The following is a 21,739-nucleotide window of genomic DNA, read 5'->3' as shown; positions in this document are numbered from 1 at the left end:
AAAGCCACCTGTTATTATTCATTTTAAGCCATCTATTCTCGATATCAGGTCGCGACAAAGCTTCATAAGATTTTTCAGAGGCACCAATGCTTAATTTTTGGCGAGACAAAGGCGGCAATTTTGCCATTCTGACTGCACTCTTGGCCGTACCGCTGTTTGGAGCGGCAGGCCTGGCCTTAGACTTCAGCCAGGCGCTCGCCGTCAAGGAAGATCTGCAGCAAACGGCGGACGCCACCGCACTCGGCGCCGTCTCCAAAGATTCACCATATGTGGCGGAGGCGCGCAAGATGAGCGGAGATGGCCCTATCACCGTTCCTGGTCATTCCGGATTGGATTTCGGCAAGAAGGGGGACGGCAAGAAAAACGACTTCGAGATCGAGAACGCCACCCTGCTTGTCAAGAAGACCGGGAATATCGTTGAATCGTCCTTGGAATTGAAGGCCACGGTCAATACCACGCTCTCAGCGATTTTGGGTAAGGACTTCTTTACCGTAAGCATTAAATCCACGGGTCGATATCAAACAGAGAAGTACATGAACTTCTATCTGTTGCTGGATAACACACCATCCATGGGTGTGGGTGCAACGCCCCAGGATGTCGCAACCATGGTGGCGAATACACGCGATCAATGTGCCTTCGCGTGTCACGATGTTCAGAGTGGCAAAAATAGTTACTACGAGCTTGCGAAAAAACTGAAAGTGACCACGCGCATCAATGTGGTGGGGAAAGCAACGGCCTCCCTCATGGACACTGCAGCGGGCACCCAGACCGTCTCAGACCAATTTAGAATGGCAGTCTATACCTTTGGTGAAAAAGCCGAGGACACAAAACTTCTCGAAGTTGTACCACTCACGTCCAATCTCTCCGACGTAAAAAACAGGTCGAACAAGATCGACCTCATGTCCATTCCGTATCAAGGCTACGATAACGACCAGCAGACGGATATCGACCGCGCCTTGACGCAGATCGCCTTGAAAATGGGCCCGCAGGGGAACGGCAACAGCTCCGCCACGCCGGAAAAGGTTCTCTATTTCGTATCCGATGGTGTTGGCGACAGCTACAAACCGACAAGCTGTACCAAAAAAACCACGAATGGCCGCTGTCAGGAGCCGATCGACACCCGGCTGTGTACCGCCTTGAAGAGCCAGGGCTACCGTATCGCCGTCCTTTATACGACTTATCTGCCACTTCCGACAAACGGTTGGTATAATGACTGGATCCGCCCCTTCCAGTCTGAAATCTCCACCCGTATGCAAGATTGCGCTTCCCAAGGGCTGTTCTTCGAGGTGAGCCCGACGCAAGGCATCAGCGATGCCATGTCGGCACTGTTCAAGCGGGTGGTTTCCTCTCCTCGCCTGTCGAGCTGATCAACTCGGTTCGATTCTTTCAACGAGGAAATCGATAAAGGCGCGGATGCGGGCAGCTAGATGCTCGTGTCCGGCGTAAACCGCATGGACGAGTTCTGTGTCGCCGCCGTTATAATCCTCCAGGATCGGGACAAGCTGGCCCGCCTCGATATCGGGGCGGACATGAAATTCCCCAATCCGACCGATGCCGACTCCCAGCAGGCAGAGTTGCCGTTTGATCGAGCCGCTCGATACCTGAATGTTGCCGGTAATGGCCTTGATATAGACACTGTCGTTCCCGGGATCGCGAAACGGCCATTCGTCGAGGCTTCGCCGGAAGTTAAAGCCGATGCAGTTGTGCTGGTCGAGGTCTTCCGGAGTCTTCGGCGTTCCATGCTTCTTCAGGTAGTCAGGCGAGGCGACGATGACGCGGCGACTGGAAAACAGGCGCCTCGCCATCAGTGAAGAATCCCGCATCGGTCCGACGCGGATTGCGATATCGGTACGCTCCCCAATGAGGTCGATCACGCCGTCCGTCAGTGTCAGATCGAGCCGCACCTTGGGATGACGTTCGGCGAACTCCCCCAGCAGCGGCAGGATGCACCGCTCGCCAAAGCCGACCGAGGAGTTGACACGAAGCAACCCCCTTGCCTCCTCCCGGCCGCCGGCGACCAGTTCTTCCGTCTCGTCGATCTCTTTGAGAATACGGCGGGCGCGACGAAGATAGATGTCACCTTCGGGCGTGAGTTCCAGTGTTCGCGTCGAGCGCACCAGCAGCCGCGTACCAAGCCTCTCCTCCACTCTCGAGACAAGCTTGCTGACAGCGGAGGGCGACAGCTTCAAGCGTCGTCCTGCCGCGGAAAAGCTTTTCAACTCGGCGGCCAGAACGAAGACTTCCATTTCGCCGGCGCGATTGTTCATAACGTCACCTATGACTTCAATTCAAAGATGATTATCGATTAATCGGGATTATTAAACAAGTGCCAGGTGCCGATATTCAGGCTCGAAACATCAACACCTTCGGGACGGCCATTAGAGTGGCCGGAAAGGCACAACCATGCCCCTTGCTCTCTTTGCCTTGACGATTGCAGCCTATGCAATCGGCACCACGGAATTCGTCATCGTGGGTCTTTTGCCCACCGTCGCCAACGATCTTCACATCACGCTGCCGCTTGCCGGCCTCATCGTGTCCGTCTACGCACTCGGCGTTACCTTCGGTGCGCCCATCCTTACCGCACTGACGGGCCGCATCGAGCGCAAGCCGCTCATGCTCGGCCTGATGGGTCTCTTCATCCTTGGCAATAGCGCCGCAGCGCTCAGCCCCGGTTACGAGATGCTGCTGGTCGCGCGGGTTATTTCCGCCTTTGCCCACGGCGTGTTCTTCTCAGTCGGCGCAACCATTGCCGCGGGTCTGGTGGCAGAGGATCGCAGAGCTTCGGCCATTGCCATGATGTTCATGGGACTGACGGTTGCTATCGTCACCGGCGTTCCGCTCGGCACGCTCATCGGTCAGATTTTCGGCTGGCGCGCCACCTTCTTCGCTGTCGCCGCACTCGGGGTCATTGCCTTCATCGGCATTGCAGCACTGCTGCCAGCGACGCTTCAAAAGGCGCCGGCCGCCGGTCTCATGGAGCAGGTTCGTGTTCTCGGCTCCGGCCGTCTTCTGCTGGCCTTTGGCATGACGGCGCTCGGTTATGGTGGCACCTTCGTGACCTTCACCTTTCTCGCCTCGATCCTGCAGGATCTGACCGGCTTTGCTGAAAGCACCGTCAGCCTTGTTCTGGTCCTCTATGGTCTGGCGATCGCTGCCGGCAACCTCGCCGGAGGACGGATTGCCGACCGCAATCCAGCGAAGGCTCTCGGTTGGCTTTTCGGGCTCCAGGCGCTCGTTCTGGTGATCTTCACCTTCACCGCTCCGTCCGCCCCGGCTGCTCTGGTAACGCTCGTTGCACTCGGCTTTCTGTCCTTCGCCAATGTACCGGGCCTCCAGCTTTACGTGGTGCAGCTTGCAAAGCGCTTCAGGCCAAACGCGATCGATGTCGCCTCGGCGCTCAACATTGCCGCCTTCAATCTTGGCATCGCCGTCGGCGCCTGGATTGGCGGTCTGGTCGTCGCCTCGCCGCTCGGTCTTGGTGCAACACCATGGGTCGGGGCGCTGCTGGTTTCGGGAGCACTGGTTCTGACGCTGGTCAGCAGCAGTCTCGACCGCCGCCAGGCAGATCTTGCCCAGACCGTGTGAACCAAATCACGTCCTCAGCACTTAGGGTGAGGACCGTTCTGCCCCGCGGACTTGCGGGGCTATCATCCGCAATGGAGACAAACACGATGCAAACAGTCAACGCCAATGGCGCAAACATTCCTGCTCTCGGCTTCGGCACATTCCGCATGCCGGAAGAGGACGTCCACCGCATCCTGCCGCAGGCGCTGAAGCTGGGGTTCCGCCATGTGGACACGGCGCAGGTCTATAAGAACGAGGCGGCAGTCGGCGATGCTATCGCAAAGTCCGGCGTCTCGCGCGGCGACATCTTTCTCACCACCAAGGTGTGGGTCGATCAGTACAAGCATGATGACTTCATCCGCTCCGTGGATGAGAGCCTGACGAAGCTGAAGACGGACTATGTCGATCTGCTTCTTCTGCACTGGCCGAAAAGCGATGTGCCGCTGGCGGAGCGGATTGGCGCGCTGAACGAACTGCACAAGGCGGGCAAGGTGCGCAACATCGGCATCTCCAACTTCAACGTGGCGCTGATGGATGAATCGGTCCGACTCTCCGACGCTCCGATTGCCAACAACCAGATCGAGTACCACCCCTATCTCGACCAGACGAAGGTGATCGAGGCTGCCCGCAAGCACGGCATTTCGATCACCGCCTACTATCTGATGGCAGATGGCAAAGTGCCGAAGGATGAGGTGCTTCGTGATATCGGCGCCAAGCACGGCAAGACCGCTGCCCAGGTCGCGCTTCGCTGGGCCGTGCAGCAGCCGGACGTGATCGCCTTGTCCAAGACGGCGACGGAGAGCCGCCTTCCCGAGAACTTCGATATCTTCGACTTCGACCTGTCCGACGAGGAGATGAAGGCGATCTTCGCGTTGGCAAAGAAGGATGGACGCATCGTCAATCCCGGCCATCTGGCGCCGGAATGGGATGATTAAAGCGCCGGGCGTCCTAGTGGACGCACAAGGGACGCACCCTTTCTGAATCGACGCATCGGCTGAAAATCGAGTCCGGTTTTTGGGCCGATGCTGCAAGCCACTCAGCGCTGCACGAAGGCCAGTTTCAGGCCAAGTGCAACAAAGGCTGCGGCAAAACTGCGCCGCAGCCAGACAAGTACGGAAGGCCGCGACACGATCTCGCGCCTGACAGAAGCGGCAAAGCAGCCATAGACCGCAAAAACTACAAATGTCATCGCCATGAAGACGAGACCGAGAGCGGTCATTTCGCGGGTCGATGATGAGGAGTCTGCCGCAACGAACTGCGGCAGGAAGGCAAAGAAGAAGATCGACAGCTTTGGATTCAACAGGTTGATGAGGACAGCCTCGATCACAATGCGGCCAGCCGTTCTTGCAGGCTGCGTCTCGTCGACGCGCAGAGCGCCATTTTCTTTCAGTGTGTTCCAAGCCATGTACAGCAGATAGGCCACCCCGGCATATTTGATGAGGGTGAATGCCGTCGCACTCGCATGAAGGATTGCAGCAAGCCCTGTGATCGCTGCCAGCAGATGCGGGACGATGCCGAGTGTGCAGCCAAAGGCGGCGATCAAGCTTGCGCGCGCGCCCTGCGTCAGACCGGCTGCCAGCGTGTAGACCACGCCTGTGCCAGGAGATGCCACGACGATGGCCGATGTGAGGAGAAATTCGAGTGTCATGAGGGCCTTCCTTGAAAGAAGGCGTCACTCTGCTGCGATTGGACGGATCGGTCTTGGACGAAATTGCACGTTTCGATCAGGAGAGCGCGCGGCTGTAGAGGGCGGGTGTCGTGCCGAAGTGCCTTACAAACACACGGTTTAAGTGGCTTTGATCGCAAAAGCCAGACGCGTAGGCCGCTTCGGCGGCGGGAATGCCTTTTGCCAATGCTTGCCGCGCCAGATGCAGGCGGCGCTGCATCAGATAGCTGTGCGGCGTCAGCCCCGTAACCGAGGAGAAAGCACGCAGAAAGCGGAAGCGGCTCATTCCCGCTTCTGCCGAGAGTTCGGCGAGACCGAGGGGCGTCTGTGGTGCCTCGTCCATCATCTGCCTGACGCGATACAGACCAGCGGTGGATGCGGCCTGATGACGCACAGCGCGGGGGCGCTCCAGCGTTTGCGACAACAGCAGAAGAAGGGCTTCCTCCCCCGGCAAAGCCGCCCGTTGCGATGTGATGGCTTGAAAGAGTGCGCGAAAGCGATCGGCGAGCGGTCTCGGATCGACGGGATAGACGAACTCGAAATCGCGGCTATCGCGTTCGCGAATATCCGACAATGCGGCATGCACGACTTCGGGATCGAAATAGAGCATCGTCCAGGCCCGCCCGCTTTCGCCAAGCGCTATACCGTCATGCGCCTCACCCGGATTAACGGTGATGACGCGCCCTGCCCCGGCCTCCACGATGCCACGTCCGCTCGCCGATTTCTGCGCGCCACGTTCGATAACGCCAATGCCGAATTGATCATGCATGTGACGGGGAAAGCTGCGGTCGCTGTCAGCAATCACCGCAGCCACGCCCGGCATCGTCGTTTTCGGCATCGTGAACTGGTGTTTGCCCATAGACCCTGCGCCCCTATCAGGAGCGCAAGCCTATCACGGTCGATCCGGTTCAGGAATGCAGGCTGTTCACCATGCCGAAGACCTGATCGAAATTGCCGTTCTCGGCGGCAAATCGCAATGGCTTGCAGCGCTCCACGATCACTTCCGTTGCATCGGGTCTGTTGGTCAGGATATCCATGACTTCCGTGATGAAGGCATCCAGTGGCATGGCGCGCTCGTCCTTCGCCTGCTTTTCACCCTGAAGCGTTGTCTGCACATAGGGCGGCGCAATCTCGATCACCTCGACAGAGGTGTCCTTCAACTGCTCGCGCAGCGCCATCGAATAGGCGTGAATGGCGGACTTGGTAGCGCTGTAGGTCGGCGTTGCTACCATGGGCACGAAAGCAAGGCCGGATGACACGGTGAGGACGGCAGCATTTTCTTTTTTGAGAAAATGCGGAAGCAGGGCCGCGGTCAATCGGATCGGGGCAAGCAGATTGGTGGCAATCGTTTCCTCCGCGATCTCCAGATAGTCCGGGGCCGCGGTGATGTCCTCGTTCTTCATGATGCCGGCGTTGTTGATGACGACATTGAGATCCGGATAATCGCGCGTCAGCGTTTCGGCAAAGGTCCGAATGTTCTCCGCCTTTGTCGCATCGAGCACGGCCGATACCATGCCGGGGTTGGCGCTGGTCACTTCGTCCAGCGCGGACTGGCGTCTACCGGAAATGATGACCTTGTTGCCAAGTGCATGGAAGGCTTCGGCAAGCGCGCGGCCGATACCGGAACCACCACCGGTGATGAGTACTGTGTTTCCTGTCATCTTCATCTGGTTATCCTCTCTTGTTGGATGAAACCAAGTTAACTACGATACTCTCCAATCGAAAGTAGGCACCCGAAAGATTTATACTTACCCAAAGGAGAGTGTCGGAATGAAAAGGCATCTGGCAGATCCCGTCATCGAAGAGAAGCGCGTTCACCCGCCGCCGGAAGAGACCGATCCCGTCATTGAGGCGCTGGTTCAGGACATCATCGCCAAGGTGGCGGACAAGTGGACGATGTTGATCCTTGAGGCTCTGGAGGAGCACGGGACGATGCGCTTTACGCAAATCGGCAAGGTCGTCGGCGATATCAGTCAGAAGATGTTGACCAAGACGCTGAGGCAGATGGAGTGCGATGGGCTGGTGAAACGCACCGTGCACCCGGTCATCCCGCCACATGTGGATTACGGCCTGACGCATCTTGGCAAGACGCTGGGCAGCGCCTTTTGCGGCGTGTGGATATGGGCCGAGACGCATCACGCGGAAATAGAAAAGGCGCGGAAAGCCTTTGAAGAGCAATCCCCACGCCTCAAATAATGGGCCTGAAATAATGGAAGCGCTTCCCATGGGAGCGCTTCAAATTGTCTGGCCGATCAGGCGAACTGGCTGAGGCCCGGTACGGACGCGATCACCTTGTCCACGACCTCGTCGCCGGCATGCTGGCGCGCAATCGAAATGGTGGTCTTGGCAAGTGCCGAGATTTCACCCATGCCGAGGCCCTGGCTCATAAGCTGCTGGCCAAGACCCATGATGCCACCGCCACCAATGGCGCTCATCAGGCCGCCGAGCAGGCCACCGCCGCCCTGGCCTTCGCCATTGAAGCGAGCGACGAGATCCGGCCCGCCGGGGATCGATTCGATCATCTTGGCAACGGCCGCGTCATCGGCTTCGCGCTGGAGGAAACCCAGCATCATGCCGAGAGCCTTTTCCGCCTTATCCGGCGCAATGCCCACTCTATCTGCAACCTGGGTTACGATTTCGCTCATAAACTTCCTCCTGAATGCGAAATTACGTTCACGTCAACGTAAAACAATTGAAACACAGACTCAAGACCGCGCAGCCCCTTGCAACAAAGGTTTTTCGATCCGCTCTTTTCAACCTTATCAAACAGTTGTTGAGGGCCAAAACAGTTCCTATAAGTATAGTGCGGAAATTAAAAACAGGGCGCCGCTGCCCGGATCGTTGGGAAGGATCGCCATATGCTGCAGGACGGAAAGCTTTATATCGGCACAAGCCGCAACCCGGACGACAGCCTCAACAAGGGCGAGTATCTCGACCTCCGCTTCGGCAATCGCCATGGGCTGATCACGGGCGCCACGGGCACGGGCAAGACCGTTTCCCTGCAGGTGCTGGCGGAAGGTTTCGCCAAAGCCGGCGTTCCGGTTTTCTGCGCCGATATCAAGGGCGATCTTTCCGGCATTGCCAAGCCCGGCGAAGCCAAGGACTGGGTGACGAAACGGGCTGAACAGATCGGCTTTTCCGACCTCTCCTTCGAGCAGTTTCCCGTCATCTTCTGGGATCTCTATGGCGAAAAGGGCCACCGTGTCCGCGCCACCATCGCCGAGATGGGCCCTCTCCTTCTTGCCCGGTTGATGGATGCCTCGGAAGCGCAGGAAGGCGTTCTCAACATCGCCTTCAAGATCGCCGACCAGGGCGGCTTGCCGCTGCTCGATCTAAAGGATTTGCAATCGCTGCTGAATTACATGGGCGAGCACGCAAGCGAGCTCTCGAGCCAGTTCGGTCTGATTTCAAAGTCCTCCGTCGGTTCTCTGCAGCGCGGTCTGCTGGTGCTCGAACAGCAAGGCGCAGAACACTTCTTCGGAGAGCCGGCGCTGAAAATTGCCGACATCATGCGCACCACTAGCGACGGGCGTGGGGTGATTTCGGTTCTCGCCGCCGATAAATTGATGATGAACCCGCGCCTCTACGGCACCTTCCTGTTGTGGATGCTTTCCGAACTCTTCGAAGAGCTGCCGGAAGTGGGCGATCCCGCCAAGCCGAAGCTCGTCTTCTTCTTCGATGAGGCGCATCTTCTCTTCAACGATGCGCCGCGCGTGCTGATCGAGCGTGTTGAACAGGTGGTCCGCCTTATCCGCTCCAAGGGCGTTGGCGTCTATTTCGTGACGCAGAACCCGCTCGATGTGCCGGAAACGGTTCTCGCACAGCTCGGCAACCGCGTACAGCATGCGCTTCGCGCTTACACGCCGCGTGAGCAGAAGGCAGTAAAGACAGCCGCCGACACATTCCGCCAGAATCCGGCCTTCAGCACTGCTGAAGCGATCACCACACTCGGTACCGGCGAGGCGCTGGTCTCCACCCTTCAGGATAAGGGTGCACCCTCTATCGTGGAACGCACGCTGGTGCGTCCGCCATCCGGTCGAGTCGGCCCCGTGACCGACGATGAGCGCCGTAGCCTCATGGCCTCCAGCCCGGTGGCCGGTCTTTACGACCAGGATATCGACCGCGAATCCGCTTTCGAAATTCTGGGCGAACGCGCCCGCAAAGCCGCCGAGGCGGAAGCTGCCAAGCGTGCGGCAGAAGAGCAGGCAAGCGGGCAGCCCGACAGTGCCGCGGGACGCTGGAAACTGCCGGGCTTTGGCGACGAGGAGCCGAAGCAGGCATCGACGACCGGCGGCAGCAGACGCACCAGCGGTTACCAGCGCGAAACGGTGATCGAGGCCGCGATGAAGAGTGCCGCTCGCTCCGTCGCGACATCCGTCGGACGCGCCTTGGTTCGCGGCATTCTGGGAAGCCTGCGCCGCTGATTTCGCGCTTCCCTTCCACCGACATGTGAGGAAACGCCGGGGTCCGCTTGTCTAAGCTCGCCCCGGCCACCAGATAGGCCAAGGCCTTTATTGCTTCCAAGCGGGTCGCGATCTTTCAGATTCGCGCCTTACACTTCAGTTTGTTTTTGTCGCATGTCCTTATCGCAAAACCGGCGCACGGTTTGCGCGGACCATGCTCCAGGGAGACGCATGATCACGTCCATCTTGCTTCCAATGGAAACCGAGCGCCTTGTTCTTCGCCGTTTCATACCTGCCGATTTCAGCGCCTATGCCGATTATCACAGCCGTTCTGAGGTCTATCGGTTTCTCTATGCAGACGCGCCAAGCGGCGATGCGCTAAGGACGCAATTCGATACCGTCCTCTCGGCCCCGTTCGGTAAGGACGGCGATGTTCTGCGGCTGGCTGTGACGCGCCGCGACGATGGCGCGCTCCTCGGTGAAGTTCTTCTGAAGATCGCCAGCACGGAGGCGTTGCAGGCAGAGGTCGGCTATATCTTCAACCCGGCTTATGCGGGCAAAGGTTACGCGACGGAAGCGGTGCGTGCCATGATCGACCTCGGCTTTGCGGACCTCGGCTATCACCGGATTTTCGCGAGACTGGATGCACAGAACCAAGGCTCAATCGGCATTGTCGAGCGGTTGAAGATGCGCAAAGAGGCCCACCTCATTCAGAATGACCGCTTCAACGGGGCGTGGGGCGACGAGTTCATCTACGCCATTCTCAAATCGGAATGGAATGGGCTTGCGTCGAGATGATTGAAGCGGTCCTCGTTGCGGGTCAGACCTTCAGAAGTCTAGCAATTCGCGGATCGGCGGAGAAATCGTTCAAGGAAAAGCCGATACGCTGGACCGGCTGCTCGCACAGCGCCTGTATGCCCATTTTCGACAGGCGAATGCGCCAGCTGGAGCGAGCCACTGGACGCTTCGAGTTGAAGCCGAGTGGCGTTAACAGAGCGATGTTCTTGCCTTTTCCAGGATCGCGCACCGAGCGATAGAGGATTGCCTGAAGGTCCGCCTCGCGCGCCGCATCTGCCAAAGCCTGGCATGGTGCGTAATCGTTGAGGTCGGTCCAGAGAGAAGCATCGCGCGATAGCGCAGGCCTGGTCAAATCGATTGCCGCATCTGTCTGAATGTCGGCGGCAAAGGCGGTATACTCCGCCGCATTGACGGGCATGGGCGTTGCAGGTGACTCAAAATAGAACAGCAAGCGGTAGAAAGCCATTTCGGCCAGCGCTGTCTCTATTCTCTTGGCGGCGTAAAAGACGCCTTTGGTAAAGCCAGCTCGACGGAAGCGGGAGCCGTAGGGATAGGCAGAATCATAGCGGAAGGGTGTCGCCAGCAGATAATCGAGACCTGCGCATTCCGGCGGAAAGCGCCGCTTGCTGCTTTCCAGAATATCTTCAAGCAGAGATTGCTCATCGACGGTATCGACGAGCTTCATAGTGGAAACACGGTGCTGCGCCTCGACGAGGCGCCACCAGCGTCCTGACGACGGGCGGCTTTCAGAGCGGAGCGCGTCTGGCGTCCAGGTAGGAAAGGACATCGAGCAATCCGGTGATCGAGGTGAGTTTTTCGGCAGGCACGCCCGCGAGCGCGTCATTGTGGTTTTGAAGCCAGGCACGCGAGACTGTGTCATCCCCGCCGACGATGGCATCGAGCGAGCGGAAAACACGGATCAGAAGCACGGCAAGTTCGAACGGCTTGCTGCCAGGCTCCAAACAAAAATCCTGCCTCTTCATCCTCGATACCGTGGGCGCGGAAATGCCGAGAATGTCTGAAAGGCGTGCTGCGGTCAGGCCAAGTCGCTCCGACGCCGCGAGAGCGGCTTTCGTGATGACCCTTCCCTCTTGGGAGGCCGCCGTGGGCTTAAGCTGAATGTTCATCGCCAAATCCTTTCCTGAGAAAGAATATAACGGATCTCTTTCAGAAAACAAGAACGGCCGGTTGGGGGCAACCGGCCGCTCGAGCAGACGCCACCAGCTGAACGGTGGCAGTCAAAACCTTTATTCAACCGAAACTGGCACTTCCGTGGAGGTGCGCAGAGCGTGAGAATATGGGCAGACGATGTGTGCCTTCTTCACGAGATCTTCTGCGGTTGCTTTGTCGAGGCCTGGGATGTTGACCTTGAGCGACACGTCGATGCCGAAACCGCCACCATCTTCACGTGGGCCGACGCCAACGCTTGCCGTCACGGCCGTATCATCAGGCAGCTTTACCTTTTCCTTGCCAGCGACAACGCGCAGAGCGCCGAGGAAGCAGGCAGAGTAACCGGTTGCGAAAAGCTGCTCTGGGTTCGTGCCGTGAGCACCGTTACCACCGAGTTCCTTTGGAACCGTCAAGGTTACGTCCAAAACACCGTCTTCGGTCTTGGAATTGCCTTCGCGTCCGCCACCGGTTGCGGTCGCCTTGGTTGTGTAAAGAATTGGCATGTCATGTACTCCCTTGGTTTGCGTTGGGTATCTTGTAGCGCGTTATTCAATTGCGCGCAATACAATTTTGCGCATTGAAAAATTTTCTTGTCTCTGCGATAAGGTTAATAAGATTGCTCGGCCTTCGCATGCAGCAGGAACCGAGTGACGGGATAAAATGTTCCCTAGAGCGCTTCCCTGCCGCGCGGAATTGCTTCGCCGGAACGGAATTTCGCAGAATGGAGAAACATCGGCAGTCGATCTCTAAGAGATGGACGCCATGGATGCTTCTATTCTGGTGAAACTCTTTCCGATGAAGGCTGTCCGAGCAGCAGGAGAGCGCTTCAACAGCGCATTTTGGAGCTCACACGAATGGACGACGGGACAATGGAAGGCCTTTTAAGGCTGGACGTGCAGATATGTTTCGCGCTTTACGGCGCAGCCCATGCGTTTACGCGGGCTTACAAGCCGTTGCTGGAGCCGCTTGGCCTCACATACCCGCAATATTTGGTGATGATGGCGCTGTGGGAGGAAGACAACGCCACGGTGAAGGCGCTGGGCGAAATGCTCGGCCTCGACTCAGGCACCCTATCCCCTCTCCTGAAAAGGCTGGAACAGGCAGGTCTCATCACCCGCAAGCGTGGCAAGCAGGATGAGCGGCAGGTCGTGATCAGCCTGACGCCGGAGGGCGCCGACATGAAGAAGAAGGCAGTGCACGTCATGCGCTCCATCGGCGAAGCGACAGGATGCAGCCTCGAAGAGCTCGGGCAAATTCGGGATCGGTTGAATTCTCTGAAGGACAATCTGGCGCGGGCGTAGTATCGATCGCGTCGCCCCTCGTCGCAGCACCTTTTCGCCATTCAAGCTGGCGAAGACGGGAACAGGCCTGTGCTGTTGCAGGACATGTTTGCACCACCCTCAAAGCCAAAGCTTGAGGGTGGTGGATAGTCGAAGCGAGACCGCTTACTGCCAGACGACCACACGCGCCTTGTTTGGAACGCGATCATAAAGGTCGATAATGTCCTGGTTCATCAGGCGAACGCAGCCAGACGACACGGCCTTACCAATGGAGTTCCACTCCGGCGAGCCATGCAGACGATAGAGCGTGTCCTTGCCATTTTGGAAAATGTAGAGCGCGCGTGCACCGAGTGGGTTTTTCAGGCCAGGCTCCATGCCGCCATTCCTTGCGGAATATTTGACCAGTTCCGGCTGACGCGCCACCATCTCATCCGGCGGCGTCCACTTCGGCCATTTCTGGCGCCACTGAATGACGCCCTCGCCCGACCAGGCAAAGCCTTCGCGACCGATGCCGACGCCATAACGCATCGCCGTGCCGCCTTGCTCCACCACATAGAGGAAGCGCGAGCGCGTATCGACGACGACCGTTCCCGGGCGCTCGCCTGTCGGGTCCACGACCCGCTGGCGGTAATAGCGGCGATCGATTTTCTGATACGGCACTGCCGGGATAACGAAACCGCCATCCTCAACCGTGCCATACATCACCGCCAGCTCAGCGTCCGAAATACCGGAGGAGAACATTTGGCGGAAATCATTGGCAACGCCACCGGCGAAACCGAGCGGCTGCGTGCTGTCATAGGGGCCGACACCGGATGATGCACAACCCGCCAACAGCGACGCGGAAGAAAGGCCCAGAAGGGAAAGGAAAGTCCGTCTTGAAAGATCTCTGTCGGTGCTCATCATAAGTCCGGTTTTCTCACATCGGAGGCGAAGAGGGAGGCACTGTACCGAAGCGTGCAGAGCCTGCGTTTCAATCTCGCCGTACGTCGTTTGTTCCACGATACATCAGCTATTGCTATAGTGGTTAAGACATACTGAAAACCAGTTGCAGCCTTGCAACATTCGCACCGGCGGGATGCTTTTACCGGTGGTCGTGTTCACATCACCACAATCGGTGCGCCCTGCGGCACGCGATCGTAAAGATCGATCACATCCTGATTGAGCATTCTGACGCAACCGGACGAGGTCGCCTTGCCGACCGATTGCCAGTCCGGCGTTCCATGCACACGGTAAAGCGTGTCCTTGCCGTCCTTGAAAATGTAAAGAGCCCGCGCACCGAGCGGGTTATTCAGACCAGGAACCATGCCGCCGCGCGCCGCCGAGATCGACGCGAGCTCCGGTTGTCGCTGCACCATTTCATCGGGTGGCGTCCAGCGCGGCCACTTGGCCTTCCACTGGATGGCGCCTCGCCCTGACCAGGCATAGCCCGATCGCCCAAGCCCGACACCGTAGCGAACCGCCTTGCCGCCCGGCTGCACCAGATACAGGAAATGCTGTCTCGTATCGACGACGATGGTGCCCGGCGCTTCCGCCGTCTGGTAGCTGACCTCCTGCCGCAGAAACCGCGGATCGATGCGACTATAGGGAATGGCAGGCAGTGTATGGCCGTCATCCGACAGCACATCATACATGGCGCGATGAAGCGGATTGGAGACCGGCAGGCCGTATCCCATCGTCCTGTCGCGATAGGCAGGAGATAGCGCCGGTCCAGGGCGTGCCGTCGTTGGCGGGCCATAAAGCTGCTGGAACTGGGATCGGAAGAGATCCGGCGGTCGGCTGTTGATCGAGCCTGGCGTCTGCGGCAGCGGCTCGCGCGGGATCGAACCGACATTGTTGTAATTGAAGACGGGTGCCGTCTCCTTCACGAAGACATCGGCGTTCATGCGACTGGTGTCAGTGATGAACAGGCAACCGCTCAGGAGCGGCGCTGTCATCAACACGCAGGCAAATCGGCGGAGGGTCTTCAGGGCAAATACAATCATCGAACCGCTTCAAGATAGATCACTGGCGGCACAATGACTCGCGCGGCTGGCGCGAGGCTGGATAGATGGGTGATGACCGCGTCGCGCTAACCGCGCAGGACTTCAGACGAAGTTGTTGAAGAAGCGGATGCTCTCGTCCACCGCATGCGGCACGACGCCATTATGCGTGCCGGGCAGCAGCCTGTGGCTGATTTTGGTACCCACGGCCGTTGCGCGTTCAACGAGAAGCTTATGATCAGCGTCGAACGGTCGCTCCTCTGTGCCGCGCAGCAACAGAGTCGGGCATTTGAGGCTATGACCGAAACAGACCGAGGAGCGCATGATGAACTCCTGCTGATTGCTCTCGTCGAAACACAGTTCATCCGTATAGCGGTTGAAGTAGCGCCAGGAGTTGACACCCGCAGAGACCGGTACGGCTGCGCGGAATTTCCGTGTCATCGCCGCGAGCAGGGAGAGCGTACCACCATTGGAGTGACCGGCCAGGAAGAAGCGATCCTTGTCGATGCCAGGCAGGTTCTCGAGAAACTCGGCGGCGGATAGCGCGTCTGAGGTCTCGTCGTAGAAGCCGGAGTAATATCCCTTCTGGCCGTTTTCGCCGCGGAAGGATGGCAGCATCACCACAAAGCCTGCCTCCCAATAGGGCTTCATCAATGCCCAGTGACCATCGCCAGTCGCGTTGCCTCCATGGAGGAAAAGAACGGCGGGCTTGAGCTTCTTTTCCGGAACATATTCCGACAACCAGGCAACGAGCTCGATGGAGCCGTTCGGGCCACCGGGATAGGTCACACGCCGTGCACCGGGTGGTGTTCCGAGCGGCTCGGATTTTTCAGGTGCAGACATCTTGCGCAGCAGATGCGTTTGAAATCTTTCGCGCGCCCTGGCGTAGTCCTCATTCTCCAGCGGCAGAACCGGCGGCAGATCCACTTCAGAATGCGCGCCTTTCGGCATCAGAGCCGCTGCACCCAGCCCGAATGTACCCGCCAGCAGGGCGCGGCGTGTGGGGGAAAAAGGAAAAATCTTATCCATGCGCTTGTCTGTCATGTGGGAATCCGATCAGCGTTGCACAGCACAATTTCAGCACCGGAATGTCCAATTGTCTACTTAATGTTTCTCTTTAATACCGTCATCTGCATTCAAGCCTCCCGTTCATCGACCATCGCCATCAGAGTGACCAACCGATCGGCTTCGGAGGGAAGTTTGTCTGCACGCAACCGTGCGATTCGTGGAAAGCGCATCGCCACGCCGGATTTATGGCGAGCCGAGCGATTGATGCCCTCAAACGCAACTTCCAGCACGAAACCGAAGGATGGCGTGGCGCGCACGGCGCGCACCGGACCAAAGCGTTCGACGGTGTTGTCGCGGACGAACTTGTCGAGAACCTCAAGCTCCGCATCGGTGAAGCCGAAATAGGCTTTACCCACGGGCACGAGTTGTTCGCCATCTTCACCGTCTGCCCAGACGCCGAAAGTGAAATCGGAATAGTAGCTTGAGCGCTTTCCGTGGCCGCGCTGCGCGTACATCATCACCGCATCGATATTGAATGGGTCGCGCTTCCATTTGAACCACGGACCCTTGGCGCGTCCCGCCTGATAGACGCTGTCCTTGCGCTTGATCATCACGCCTTCGATCACCAGATCGGGTGGCGCTTTGCGTAGATCGTCAAGTTCCTGCCAGCTGGTGAAGGGTACCGGTGGCGAAAGATCGAAGCGGTCGTGCGGGGCGGTTTCGATGAGATCGGTCAGGTGCTGGCGTCGCTCGAGATAGGTCTCGCCGCGAATGTCCTCCTCGCCTTTGAACAGCAGGTCATAGGCGCGGATGAAGGCGGGATACTCCTCCAGCATCCGGCCGGTCACCGTCTTGCGATTCAGCCGCTGCTGAAGGTCTGAGAAGGTTCGCGTGGCGCTGTTGGAGCGCGCCGTTCCACCGATCAGAAGTTCGCCGTCGATGACGCCGTCGAAATTCGCAGCCTCGAGAATATCCGGGAAGGCGCCTGAAATGTCATCGCCGGAGCGCGAGTAGAGTTTGCGGGTGTCGCCAGCGCGGGAGAGTTGGACGCGGATCCCATCCCATTTCCACTCTGCCGCAAAGTCCTGCGGATTCAGATTGGCAAGATCGTTGTCGCCGACCGGCGTCGACAGCATGACGGAATGAAAGATGGCAGGCGTTGCGAGAAGCGGCCGGTCGGTCTTTCCCTCAAGCCAGGCGAAGAGCGGTTCGTAAGGCGGCTCCAGACCATGCCAGAGCGTTTCGATCTCGGTAATGTCCTTGCCGGCGAAGTCCGCAAGCGCCTGCCGGGCAAGACGCGCGGACATCCCGATGCGCAAACCGCCGGTGACGAGCTTCAGGAAGGCGAATCGCGAGGATGTATCCAGCCGATCCAGAAGCTCTCGCACCGCGCCGCGCACTTCCGTCTTGCCGAGCGCGTTGATCTTGCGCACGACTTCGCCGAGGCTCGGATCGTTGGCCTGGGGCAGATCGGCGTTCTGGCTGGTATCCCAGACAAGCGAAATCGTCTCGGCCAGATCGCCGACATAGTCATAGGAGTAGCGGAACAGGACCTCGTCCATGCGCTCCAGAACCAGTTCGCGAAGCAAGGCCGGTTTTACGCTTTTCAGATCGAGGGTGCCTGCAATCGCCGCAAGCCCGTATCCGCGATCGGGATCGGGCGTATCACGGAAGTAATCCGTCAAAAGCGTCAGCTTGCCGTTTCTGGATGGCGTGAGGACAAGACGGTCGAGAAGGGTTGCAAAGGCTTTCACGCTCAATCCCCCTCATCTTCATAGCCGACGAGATGCAGCGGACGGGCCGGAATGCCCTGAAGTTCGCACCAGCGCACAAGTGCTTCCTCACGGCCATGCGTGACCCACACTTCCGATGGCGCGACTTCCTTGATCGTTTCCAAGAGTTCCGGCCAGTCGCAGTGATCGGAAATGACCAGCGGCAATTCGACACCGCCCTGTTTGGCGCGCTGGCGCACCATCATCCAACCCGAGGCAAAGGCAATGAGCGGTTCGTTGAAACGACGCGCCCAACGTTCCTGGAACGCCGAGGGCGGGCCAACGACGATCGCACCCTTGAACTGCGCCGGGTTGCTCTTCTCCAATGTGGCGGGGCGAATATCACCAAGATCGATACCCTGGGAGACGTAATAATCGCAGAGCTTTGCCAGAGCGCCGTGAATATAAACCGGCCCGGAATAGCCGTTGTCGCGCAGCAGTCGCAAGACGCGCTGCGCTTTACCGAGCGAATAGGCGCCGACAAGATGTGTACGCTCGGGGAACTGGCGAATGGATGTCAGGAGCTTGGCAATCTCGCGGGCTGGTGCCGGGTGATGAAAGACCGGAAGCGCGAAGGTGGCCTCTGTGATGAAGACGTCGCAGGGAACCGGCTCGAAGGGTGTGCAGGTGGGATCAACGCCGCGCTTATAGTCTCCCGACGCGACGATACGCAGACCGTCATATTCGATGGAGATTTGGGCGGAGCCGAGTACGTGTCCGGCCGGATGAAACCCGACGGTCACGCCATTGACTTGCGCGGTCTCTCCGAAGTCGATGGCCTGTTCGCTGACGGTAGAATCCTCGCCATACCGCAAGCGCATGATGTCGAGCGTCTGGCGCGTCGCCAGCACCTTCTCGTGTCCCGCCCGCGCGTGATCCGAGTGGCCATGGGTGATCAAAGCCTTCGGCACGGGCTTCACCGGGTCGATGTAAAAGTCACCCACCGGGCAATAAAGCCCCTTCGGTGTCGGGCTGAGCAGTTTTTCTGGTTTCATGGCGTCGGGATCGACCGAAATTTACGATGCTTCAAAACTTCTTGCGCAAGACAAAACGAACCGTGCGGAATAAGGTTCATTCTGTGCGAAACGGTTTGGCGGGGGAAGCGGTTTTGCCGGCAAAAGGGGTATCGGCACAATGAAGGGGTTCTGGTCACGCATCATCTTTCGCGCCACGCTCGCAGCTTTCGGATCTCTGGCGGCGTCTCTGCTGATCGTTTCAGTCCTCGTTCCGCAGATGGGTGGCACCGTGGAAGGTGTCGGTCTCTTGATGGCAGTCATCTGCCCGATCGCCATTGCCGGACCAGCCAGCGGCGTTCAGTTCTATCAGCTGGAGCGTTTGAAACAGGCCCGCGCCGCCCTCACCCGCTCTCATCTGGAACTCGATAGTCTGCATCGCGATCTGGTTGCCGCCCACGCTGCCGCCATAGAGGCGTCCCTGCGCGATCCCATGACCGAGGCCTATAATCGTATCGGCTTCATGCAGCGCATGAGCGAGCGTGCCAGCACCGAAGGCAGCGTGCTCTTCATCGACGCGGATCACTTCAAGTCCATCAACGATCGTTTCGGCCACCGGACCGGGGATCAGGCCTTGCAGACGATTGCCAAGGCGCTGCGAAAAGGTCTGAGACCAGAAGATTTCCTTGGGCGCATCGGCGGCGAGGAATTCGTCATCTTCCTTGATGGCGTCACTTCGCCGGCGGAGATCGACCGTATGGCTACCGTGTTCCTGAAATCGGTGTCCTCGACGCCACTTCTGACGGAGTCCGGCGCGATCGTGGAGCTCAGCATCAGCATAGGGACAGCGAGTTTTTCCGCACTTTGCGATGCGGACGTTCTCCTCAAAGAGGCAGACTTGCGCATGTATGAGGCCAAACGAGACGGCCGCAACCGGGCCGTCATCGGTCGGGACATATCGATACCGATGCCGCCAGATTTCAGTCTTGCGGCGCCTTCTGTTCCATGCTGATCGGCAGCCGGACATTCTTCAGCATCACCGCAGCGACCAGACCGATCACCGCCGTTGCAGCCGCGACGAGGAAAAGCGGGGTGAAGGCGGCGGCATAAAGATCGGCCACGGCGTGCTGCGAGGCGGCAGGCAATTGCGCCAGCATTTTGGGTGTCAGTTCCTGAATGTTGCCAACCCCTTGGATATCGGCGCCGGTCCCCTTGAGACTTGAGGATATGACCGCGCCGTAGATGGAGATCGCAAGTGCCGCACCGCCCATACGCGTCAGGGTAACGGCGCCGCTTGCCGCACCGATATCGGCTTTCGCCGCGGAATTCTGCACGCCGATGATCGGCGCCTGCTGGCCGAGGCCGACGCCAAGTCCTTGCAGCAACAACAGTGCAGCGATGATCGCCAGGGGTGTGCCAGCATGGACCTGCGAGAGCGACAGCATCGCAATCACGGCAATCGACAGGCTGATGATCGAAAACGGCTTGTAGCTTCCCGTCTTCGAAATCAGCCGGCCTGCCGTCAGAGATCCCATGACGATGCCACCAGTGACGGCGATGAAGAAGAGGCCTGCTTCAGAAGGCGAAAGCCCCGTCGTCGTCTGCAGGAAGAGGGCATAATAATTGACCATGCCGATGCCGAGTCCACCGCTGACGATCGAAATGATCATCAGCAGAGGAAAGGTCGAATCCTTGAACAAGCGCAGCGGCACGATCGGCTCGGGTGCCCGCTTCTCCACCTGTACCCAAAGAGTGGCACAGACAATGGCGAAGGCGATGATCGCAAGGCTCTGCCAGGCGATCAGCGAACCGAAGAGTTCAGCGCTGTCAGCCCAAAGCACAACACTGGAAATTGCGGCTGCCAGCAACACGGCACCGACGTAATCGATCTTCGGCTGACGGTCGGGTCGACGATACGGAAGGAGAAAGGCAAGACCCAGCAGCACGACAATGCCGATGGGCAGGTTGATGAGAAAGATGGAGCGCCAGCCGAAGAGATCGCTCATCGTGCCGCCCAGGATCGGTCCGACACTGCCGGATGCCATGATCACGAGGCTCGAATAGCTCTGATAGCGGGCGCGTTCACGCGGGGCAAACAGATCAGCGTTGACGGAGAAGATCGAAACCATGATACCGCCGCCGCCAAGGCCCTGAAGAACGCGGGCAGCGATCAACGAATCCATCGACCAGGCCAGGCCGCAGGCAAGCGAACCGATGGTAAAGAGGACGACGGCAAAGATCATCACATATTTGCGGCCAAAGAGGTCGCCGAGCTTTCCATAAACCGGCATGACGGCGCTGGTGGCCAGGAGATAAGCGGAGCCGACCCAGCCGAAGCGTTCAAGCGCGCCGAACTCGCCCACAATGGTCGGCAAGGCGGTGGAGACGATCTGGTTATCCAGCGTCGCCATGAACATGGCCAGCATCAGAAAGAGAAAGACAATAAGTCTGCGACGGGGCTCCGTCACGAGTGGAGCCGCAGAGTTCACCGACATATCCATGGAAAGGCCTCGCGTTAGGCGTCAATTTATGTGCTTTTGGCACATATATGTCAATGGCATCTTTCCAAGTATTGATGTATGTTGTGCTTGGTTAGGAGCGAGGGCATCACATGAACAATCAGATCCTCAAGCGCGCCGATAGGAGCGTGTCCGTTCAGGATGACGTGCTGGCTATCAGCCACACGATGACACGCATGCGCATCATGATCGGCCGGCGTGTCATCGGTCGTACGGCGATTGCGAAGCTCGCACCAGGGCTTGATCTCTCGCATCTTGATGTTCTGGATGTGGTGCATCGGACACAAGGTGACGCGACGGTCGGCTCAATCGCCGAAGGCATGCGGCTTGATCCATCACGTGGAAGCCGTCTGGTCGCAGATATGGTTGGCAGAGGGCTGCTGCAACGGGATGTGTCGCAGGAAGACGGCAGGCGCAGCGTGATTATTGTCACGGCACTGGGCCGCAGTATTCTCGAAGATATGCGCGACGCCAAGATCGCAATCATCCAAGATGTGGTCAGTGACTGGCCGCAGGAGGATGTGGCCGCCTTCGCCGCGCTTTTCGACCGCTTCATCGGACGCTTCGAGACGCGCCTTGCTCCGGATGCGCGCACCTAGAGCGCTGGCCGTCAAAGGCCTGATTCGT

23 protein-coding genes are annotated in these 21,739 nt (G+C 58.6%); 9 read left to right on the top strand and 14 right to left on the bottom strand.

The genetic code is table 11. From position 1 onward, the window contains the following. The first annotated feature begins 86 nt into the window (after window positions 1-86). Entirely contained in the window at window positions 87-1,367 is a 1,281-nt protein-coding gene (locus tag ACTJKV_RS03600; protein ID WP_062599516.1) for a TadE/TadG family type IV pilus assembly protein, read from the top strand. Here ACTJKV_RS03600 and ACTJKV_RS03595 read toward each other — a convergent pair whose 3' ends face one another. Continuing rightward, on the bottom strand, window positions 1,368-2,267 hold the full coding sequence (locus ACTJKV_RS03595; RefSeq protein ID WP_062599515.1) for a LysR family transcriptional regulator: 900 nt from the start codon (window positions 2,265-2,267) through the stop codon (window positions 1,368-1,370). 136 nt (window positions 2,268-2,403) lie between these two features. On the opposite strand from ACTJKV_RS03595, the gene ACTJKV_RS03590 reads away from it, so the two are divergent. Further along, window positions 2,404-3,585: an MFS transporter gene (locus tag ACTJKV_RS03590; RefSeq protein ID WP_112952228.1), complete on the top strand. Its 1,182-nt coding sequence runs from the start codon at window positions 2,404-2,406 to the stop codon at window positions 3,583-3,585. An 86-nt stretch (window positions 3,586-3,671) separates the two neighbouring features. After that, window positions 3,672-4,499, top strand: a complete 828-nt coding sequence (locus tag ACTJKV_RS03585; protein ID WP_113179320.1) for an aldo/keto reductase — start codon at window positions 3,672-3,674, stop codon at window positions 4,497-4,499. 101 nt (window positions 4,500-4,600) lie between these two features. Here ACTJKV_RS03585 and ACTJKV_RS03580 read toward each other — a convergent pair whose 3' ends face one another. The 3 genes from ACTJKV_RS03580 to ACTJKV_RS03570 form a co-directional block, all read right to left on the bottom strand. Beyond that, complete coding sequence (locus ACTJKV_RS03580) at window positions 4,601-5,212, bottom strand: LysE family translocator (protein ID WP_274103885.1); 612 nt, start codon at window positions 5,210-5,212, stop codon at window positions 4,601-4,603. 76 nt (window positions 5,213-5,288) lie between these two features. Beyond that, window positions 5,289-6,089 (bottom strand): AraC family transcriptional regulator, encoded by an 801-nt coding sequence (locus ACTJKV_RS03575; protein WP_274103886.1) that lies wholly within the window; start codon window positions 6,087-6,089, stop codon window positions 5,289-5,291. Between the two features lie 49 nt (window positions 6,090-6,138). Next, window positions 6,139-6,897 carry an SDR family oxidoreductase gene (locus tag ACTJKV_RS03570; protein WP_062425816.1) on the bottom strand — a complete coding sequence of 253 codons (759 nt, stop codon included), beginning with the start codon at window positions 6,895-6,897 and terminating at the stop codon, window positions 6,139-6,141. Between the two features lie 103 nt (window positions 6,898-7,000). Here ACTJKV_RS03570 and ACTJKV_RS03565 point away from each other — a divergent pair, with 103 nt between their 5' ends. Then, window positions 7,001-7,426, top strand: coding sequence for a winged helix-turn-helix transcriptional regulator (locus ACTJKV_RS03565; RefSeq protein ID WP_062425817.1), 426 nt, complete (start codon window positions 7,001-7,003; stop codon window positions 7,424-7,426). A gap of 56 nt (window positions 7,427-7,482) precedes the next feature. Here the strand turns inward: ACTJKV_RS03565 and ACTJKV_RS03560 are convergent, their stop codons facing one another. Beyond that, window positions 7,483-7,875, bottom strand: a complete 393-nt coding sequence (locus tag ACTJKV_RS03560) for a DUF937 domain-containing protein (RefSeq protein ID WP_062425818.1) — start codon at window positions 7,873-7,875, stop codon at window positions 7,483-7,485. Window positions 7,876-8,088: 213 nt separating this feature from the next. Between ACTJKV_RS03560 and ACTJKV_RS03555 the strand changes: the two genes are divergently transcribed. Further along, the gene (locus ACTJKV_RS03555) at window positions 8,089-9,654 is read left to right on the top strand and encodes a helicase HerA-like C-terminal domain-containing protein (protein ID WP_274103887.1); all 1,566 of its coding nucleotides are present in this window, start codon (window positions 8,089-8,091) and stop codon (window positions 9,652-9,654) included. A 210-nt stretch (window positions 9,655-9,864) separates the two neighbouring features. Continuing rightward, complete coding sequence (locus tag ACTJKV_RS03550; protein ID WP_274103888.1) at window positions 9,865-10,431, top strand: GNAT family N-acetyltransferase; 567 nt, start codon at window positions 9,865-9,867, stop codon at window positions 10,429-10,431. Between the two features lie 22 nt (window positions 10,432-10,453). On the opposite strand, the gene ACTJKV_RS03545 is transcribed toward ACTJKV_RS03550, so the two are convergent. From ACTJKV_RS03545 to ACTJKV_RS03535, 3 genes are all read right to left on the bottom strand, one after another. Next, the gene (locus tag ACTJKV_RS03545; protein ID WP_440598455.1) at window positions 10,454-11,218 is read right to left on the bottom strand and encodes an RES family NAD+ phosphorylase; all 765 of its coding nucleotides are present in this window, start codon (window positions 11,216-11,218) and stop codon (window positions 10,454-10,456) included. Then, window positions 11,178-11,558 (bottom strand): MbcA/ParS/Xre antitoxin family protein, encoded by a 381-nt coding sequence (locus ACTJKV_RS03540; protein WP_062425822.1) that lies wholly within the window; start codon window positions 11,556-11,558, stop codon window positions 11,178-11,180. Before ACTJKV_RS03540 ends, ACTJKV_RS03545 begins: the two co-directional genes overlap by 41 nt. Before the next feature lie 120 nt (window positions 11,559-11,678). Beyond that, window positions 11,679-12,104 carry an organic hydroperoxide resistance protein gene (locus ACTJKV_RS03535; protein WP_062425823.1) on the bottom strand — a complete coding sequence of 142 codons (426 nt, stop codon included), beginning with the start codon at window positions 12,102-12,104 and terminating at the stop codon, window positions 11,679-11,681. A gap of 351 nt (window positions 12,105-12,455) precedes the next feature. Between ACTJKV_RS03535 and ACTJKV_RS03530 the strand changes: the two genes are divergently transcribed. Continuing rightward, window positions 12,456-12,902 carry a MarR family winged helix-turn-helix transcriptional regulator gene (locus tag ACTJKV_RS03530; RefSeq protein ID WP_062425824.1) on the top strand — a complete coding sequence of 149 codons (447 nt, stop codon included), beginning with the start codon at window positions 12,456-12,458 and terminating at the stop codon, window positions 12,900-12,902. A gap of 144 nt (window positions 12,903-13,046) precedes the next feature. Here ACTJKV_RS03530 and ACTJKV_RS03525 read toward each other — a convergent pair whose 3' ends face one another. The 5 genes from ACTJKV_RS03525 to ACTJKV_RS03505 form a co-directional block, all read right to left on the bottom strand. Next, on the bottom strand, window positions 13,047-13,784 hold the full coding sequence (locus ACTJKV_RS03525; RefSeq protein ID WP_082447247.1) for a L,D-transpeptidase: 738 nt from the start codon (window positions 13,782-13,784) through the stop codon (window positions 13,047-13,049). A 194-nt stretch (window positions 13,785-13,978) separates the two neighbouring features. Beyond that, window positions 13,979-14,863, bottom strand: a complete 885-nt coding sequence (locus ACTJKV_RS03520) for a L,D-transpeptidase (protein ID WP_112359440.1) — start codon at window positions 14,861-14,863, stop codon at window positions 13,979-13,981. Between the two features lie 102 nt (window positions 14,864-14,965). Continuing rightward, window positions 14,966-15,904 (bottom strand): alpha/beta hydrolase family protein, encoded by a 939-nt coding sequence (locus tag ACTJKV_RS03515; protein WP_112952219.1) that lies wholly within the window; start codon window positions 15,902-15,904, stop codon window positions 14,966-14,968. 92 nt (window positions 15,905-15,996) lie between these two features. Then, a complete protein-coding gene (locus tag ACTJKV_RS03510; RefSeq protein WP_440598454.1) occupies window positions 15,997-17,622 on the bottom strand; it encodes a cisplatin damage response ATP-dependent DNA ligase in 1,626 nt (541 codons plus the stop codon). Window positions 17,623-17,624: 2 nt separating this feature from the next. Further along, window positions 17,625-18,635, bottom strand: coding sequence for a ligase-associated DNA damage response exonuclease (locus ACTJKV_RS03505; protein ID WP_440598453.1), 1,011 nt, complete (start codon window positions 18,633-18,635; stop codon window positions 17,625-17,627). A gap of 139 nt (window positions 18,636-18,774) precedes the next feature. Between ACTJKV_RS03505 and ACTJKV_RS03500 the strand changes: the two genes are divergently transcribed. Further along, the gene (locus tag ACTJKV_RS03500) at window positions 18,775-19,605 is read left to right on the top strand and encodes a GGDEF domain-containing protein (RefSeq protein ID WP_440598452.1); all 831 of its coding nucleotides are present in this window, start codon (window positions 18,775-18,777) and stop codon (window positions 19,603-19,605) included. Here ACTJKV_RS03500 and ACTJKV_RS03495 read toward each other — a convergent pair. Beyond that, a complete protein-coding gene (locus ACTJKV_RS03495; RefSeq protein ID WP_440598451.1) occupies window positions 19,574-21,094 on the bottom strand; it encodes an MDR family MFS transporter in 1,521 nt (506 codons plus the stop codon). The two genes, ACTJKV_RS03500 and ACTJKV_RS03495, sit on opposite strands and share 32 nt — an antisense overlap. A gap of 110 nt (window positions 21,095-21,204) precedes the next feature. Here ACTJKV_RS03495 and ACTJKV_RS03490 point away from each other — a divergent pair, with 110 nt between their 5' ends. Then, on the top strand, window positions 21,205-21,711 hold the full coding sequence (locus tag ACTJKV_RS03490; protein ID WP_440598450.1) for a MarR family winged helix-turn-helix transcriptional regulator: 507 nt from the start codon (window positions 21,205-21,207) through the stop codon (window positions 21,709-21,711). Window positions 21,712-21,739 lie beyond the last annotated feature (28 nt).

The organism is Agrobacterium sp. 22117, from assembly GCF_052045735.1.
GTDB classification, from domain to species: Bacteria; Pseudomonadota; Alphaproteobacteria; order Rhizobiales; family Rhizobiaceae; genus Agrobacterium; species Agrobacterium cavarae.
Note: the sequence above shows the minus strand (reverse complement) of the source record. Positions and strands in the feature narration are given on the sequence as shown.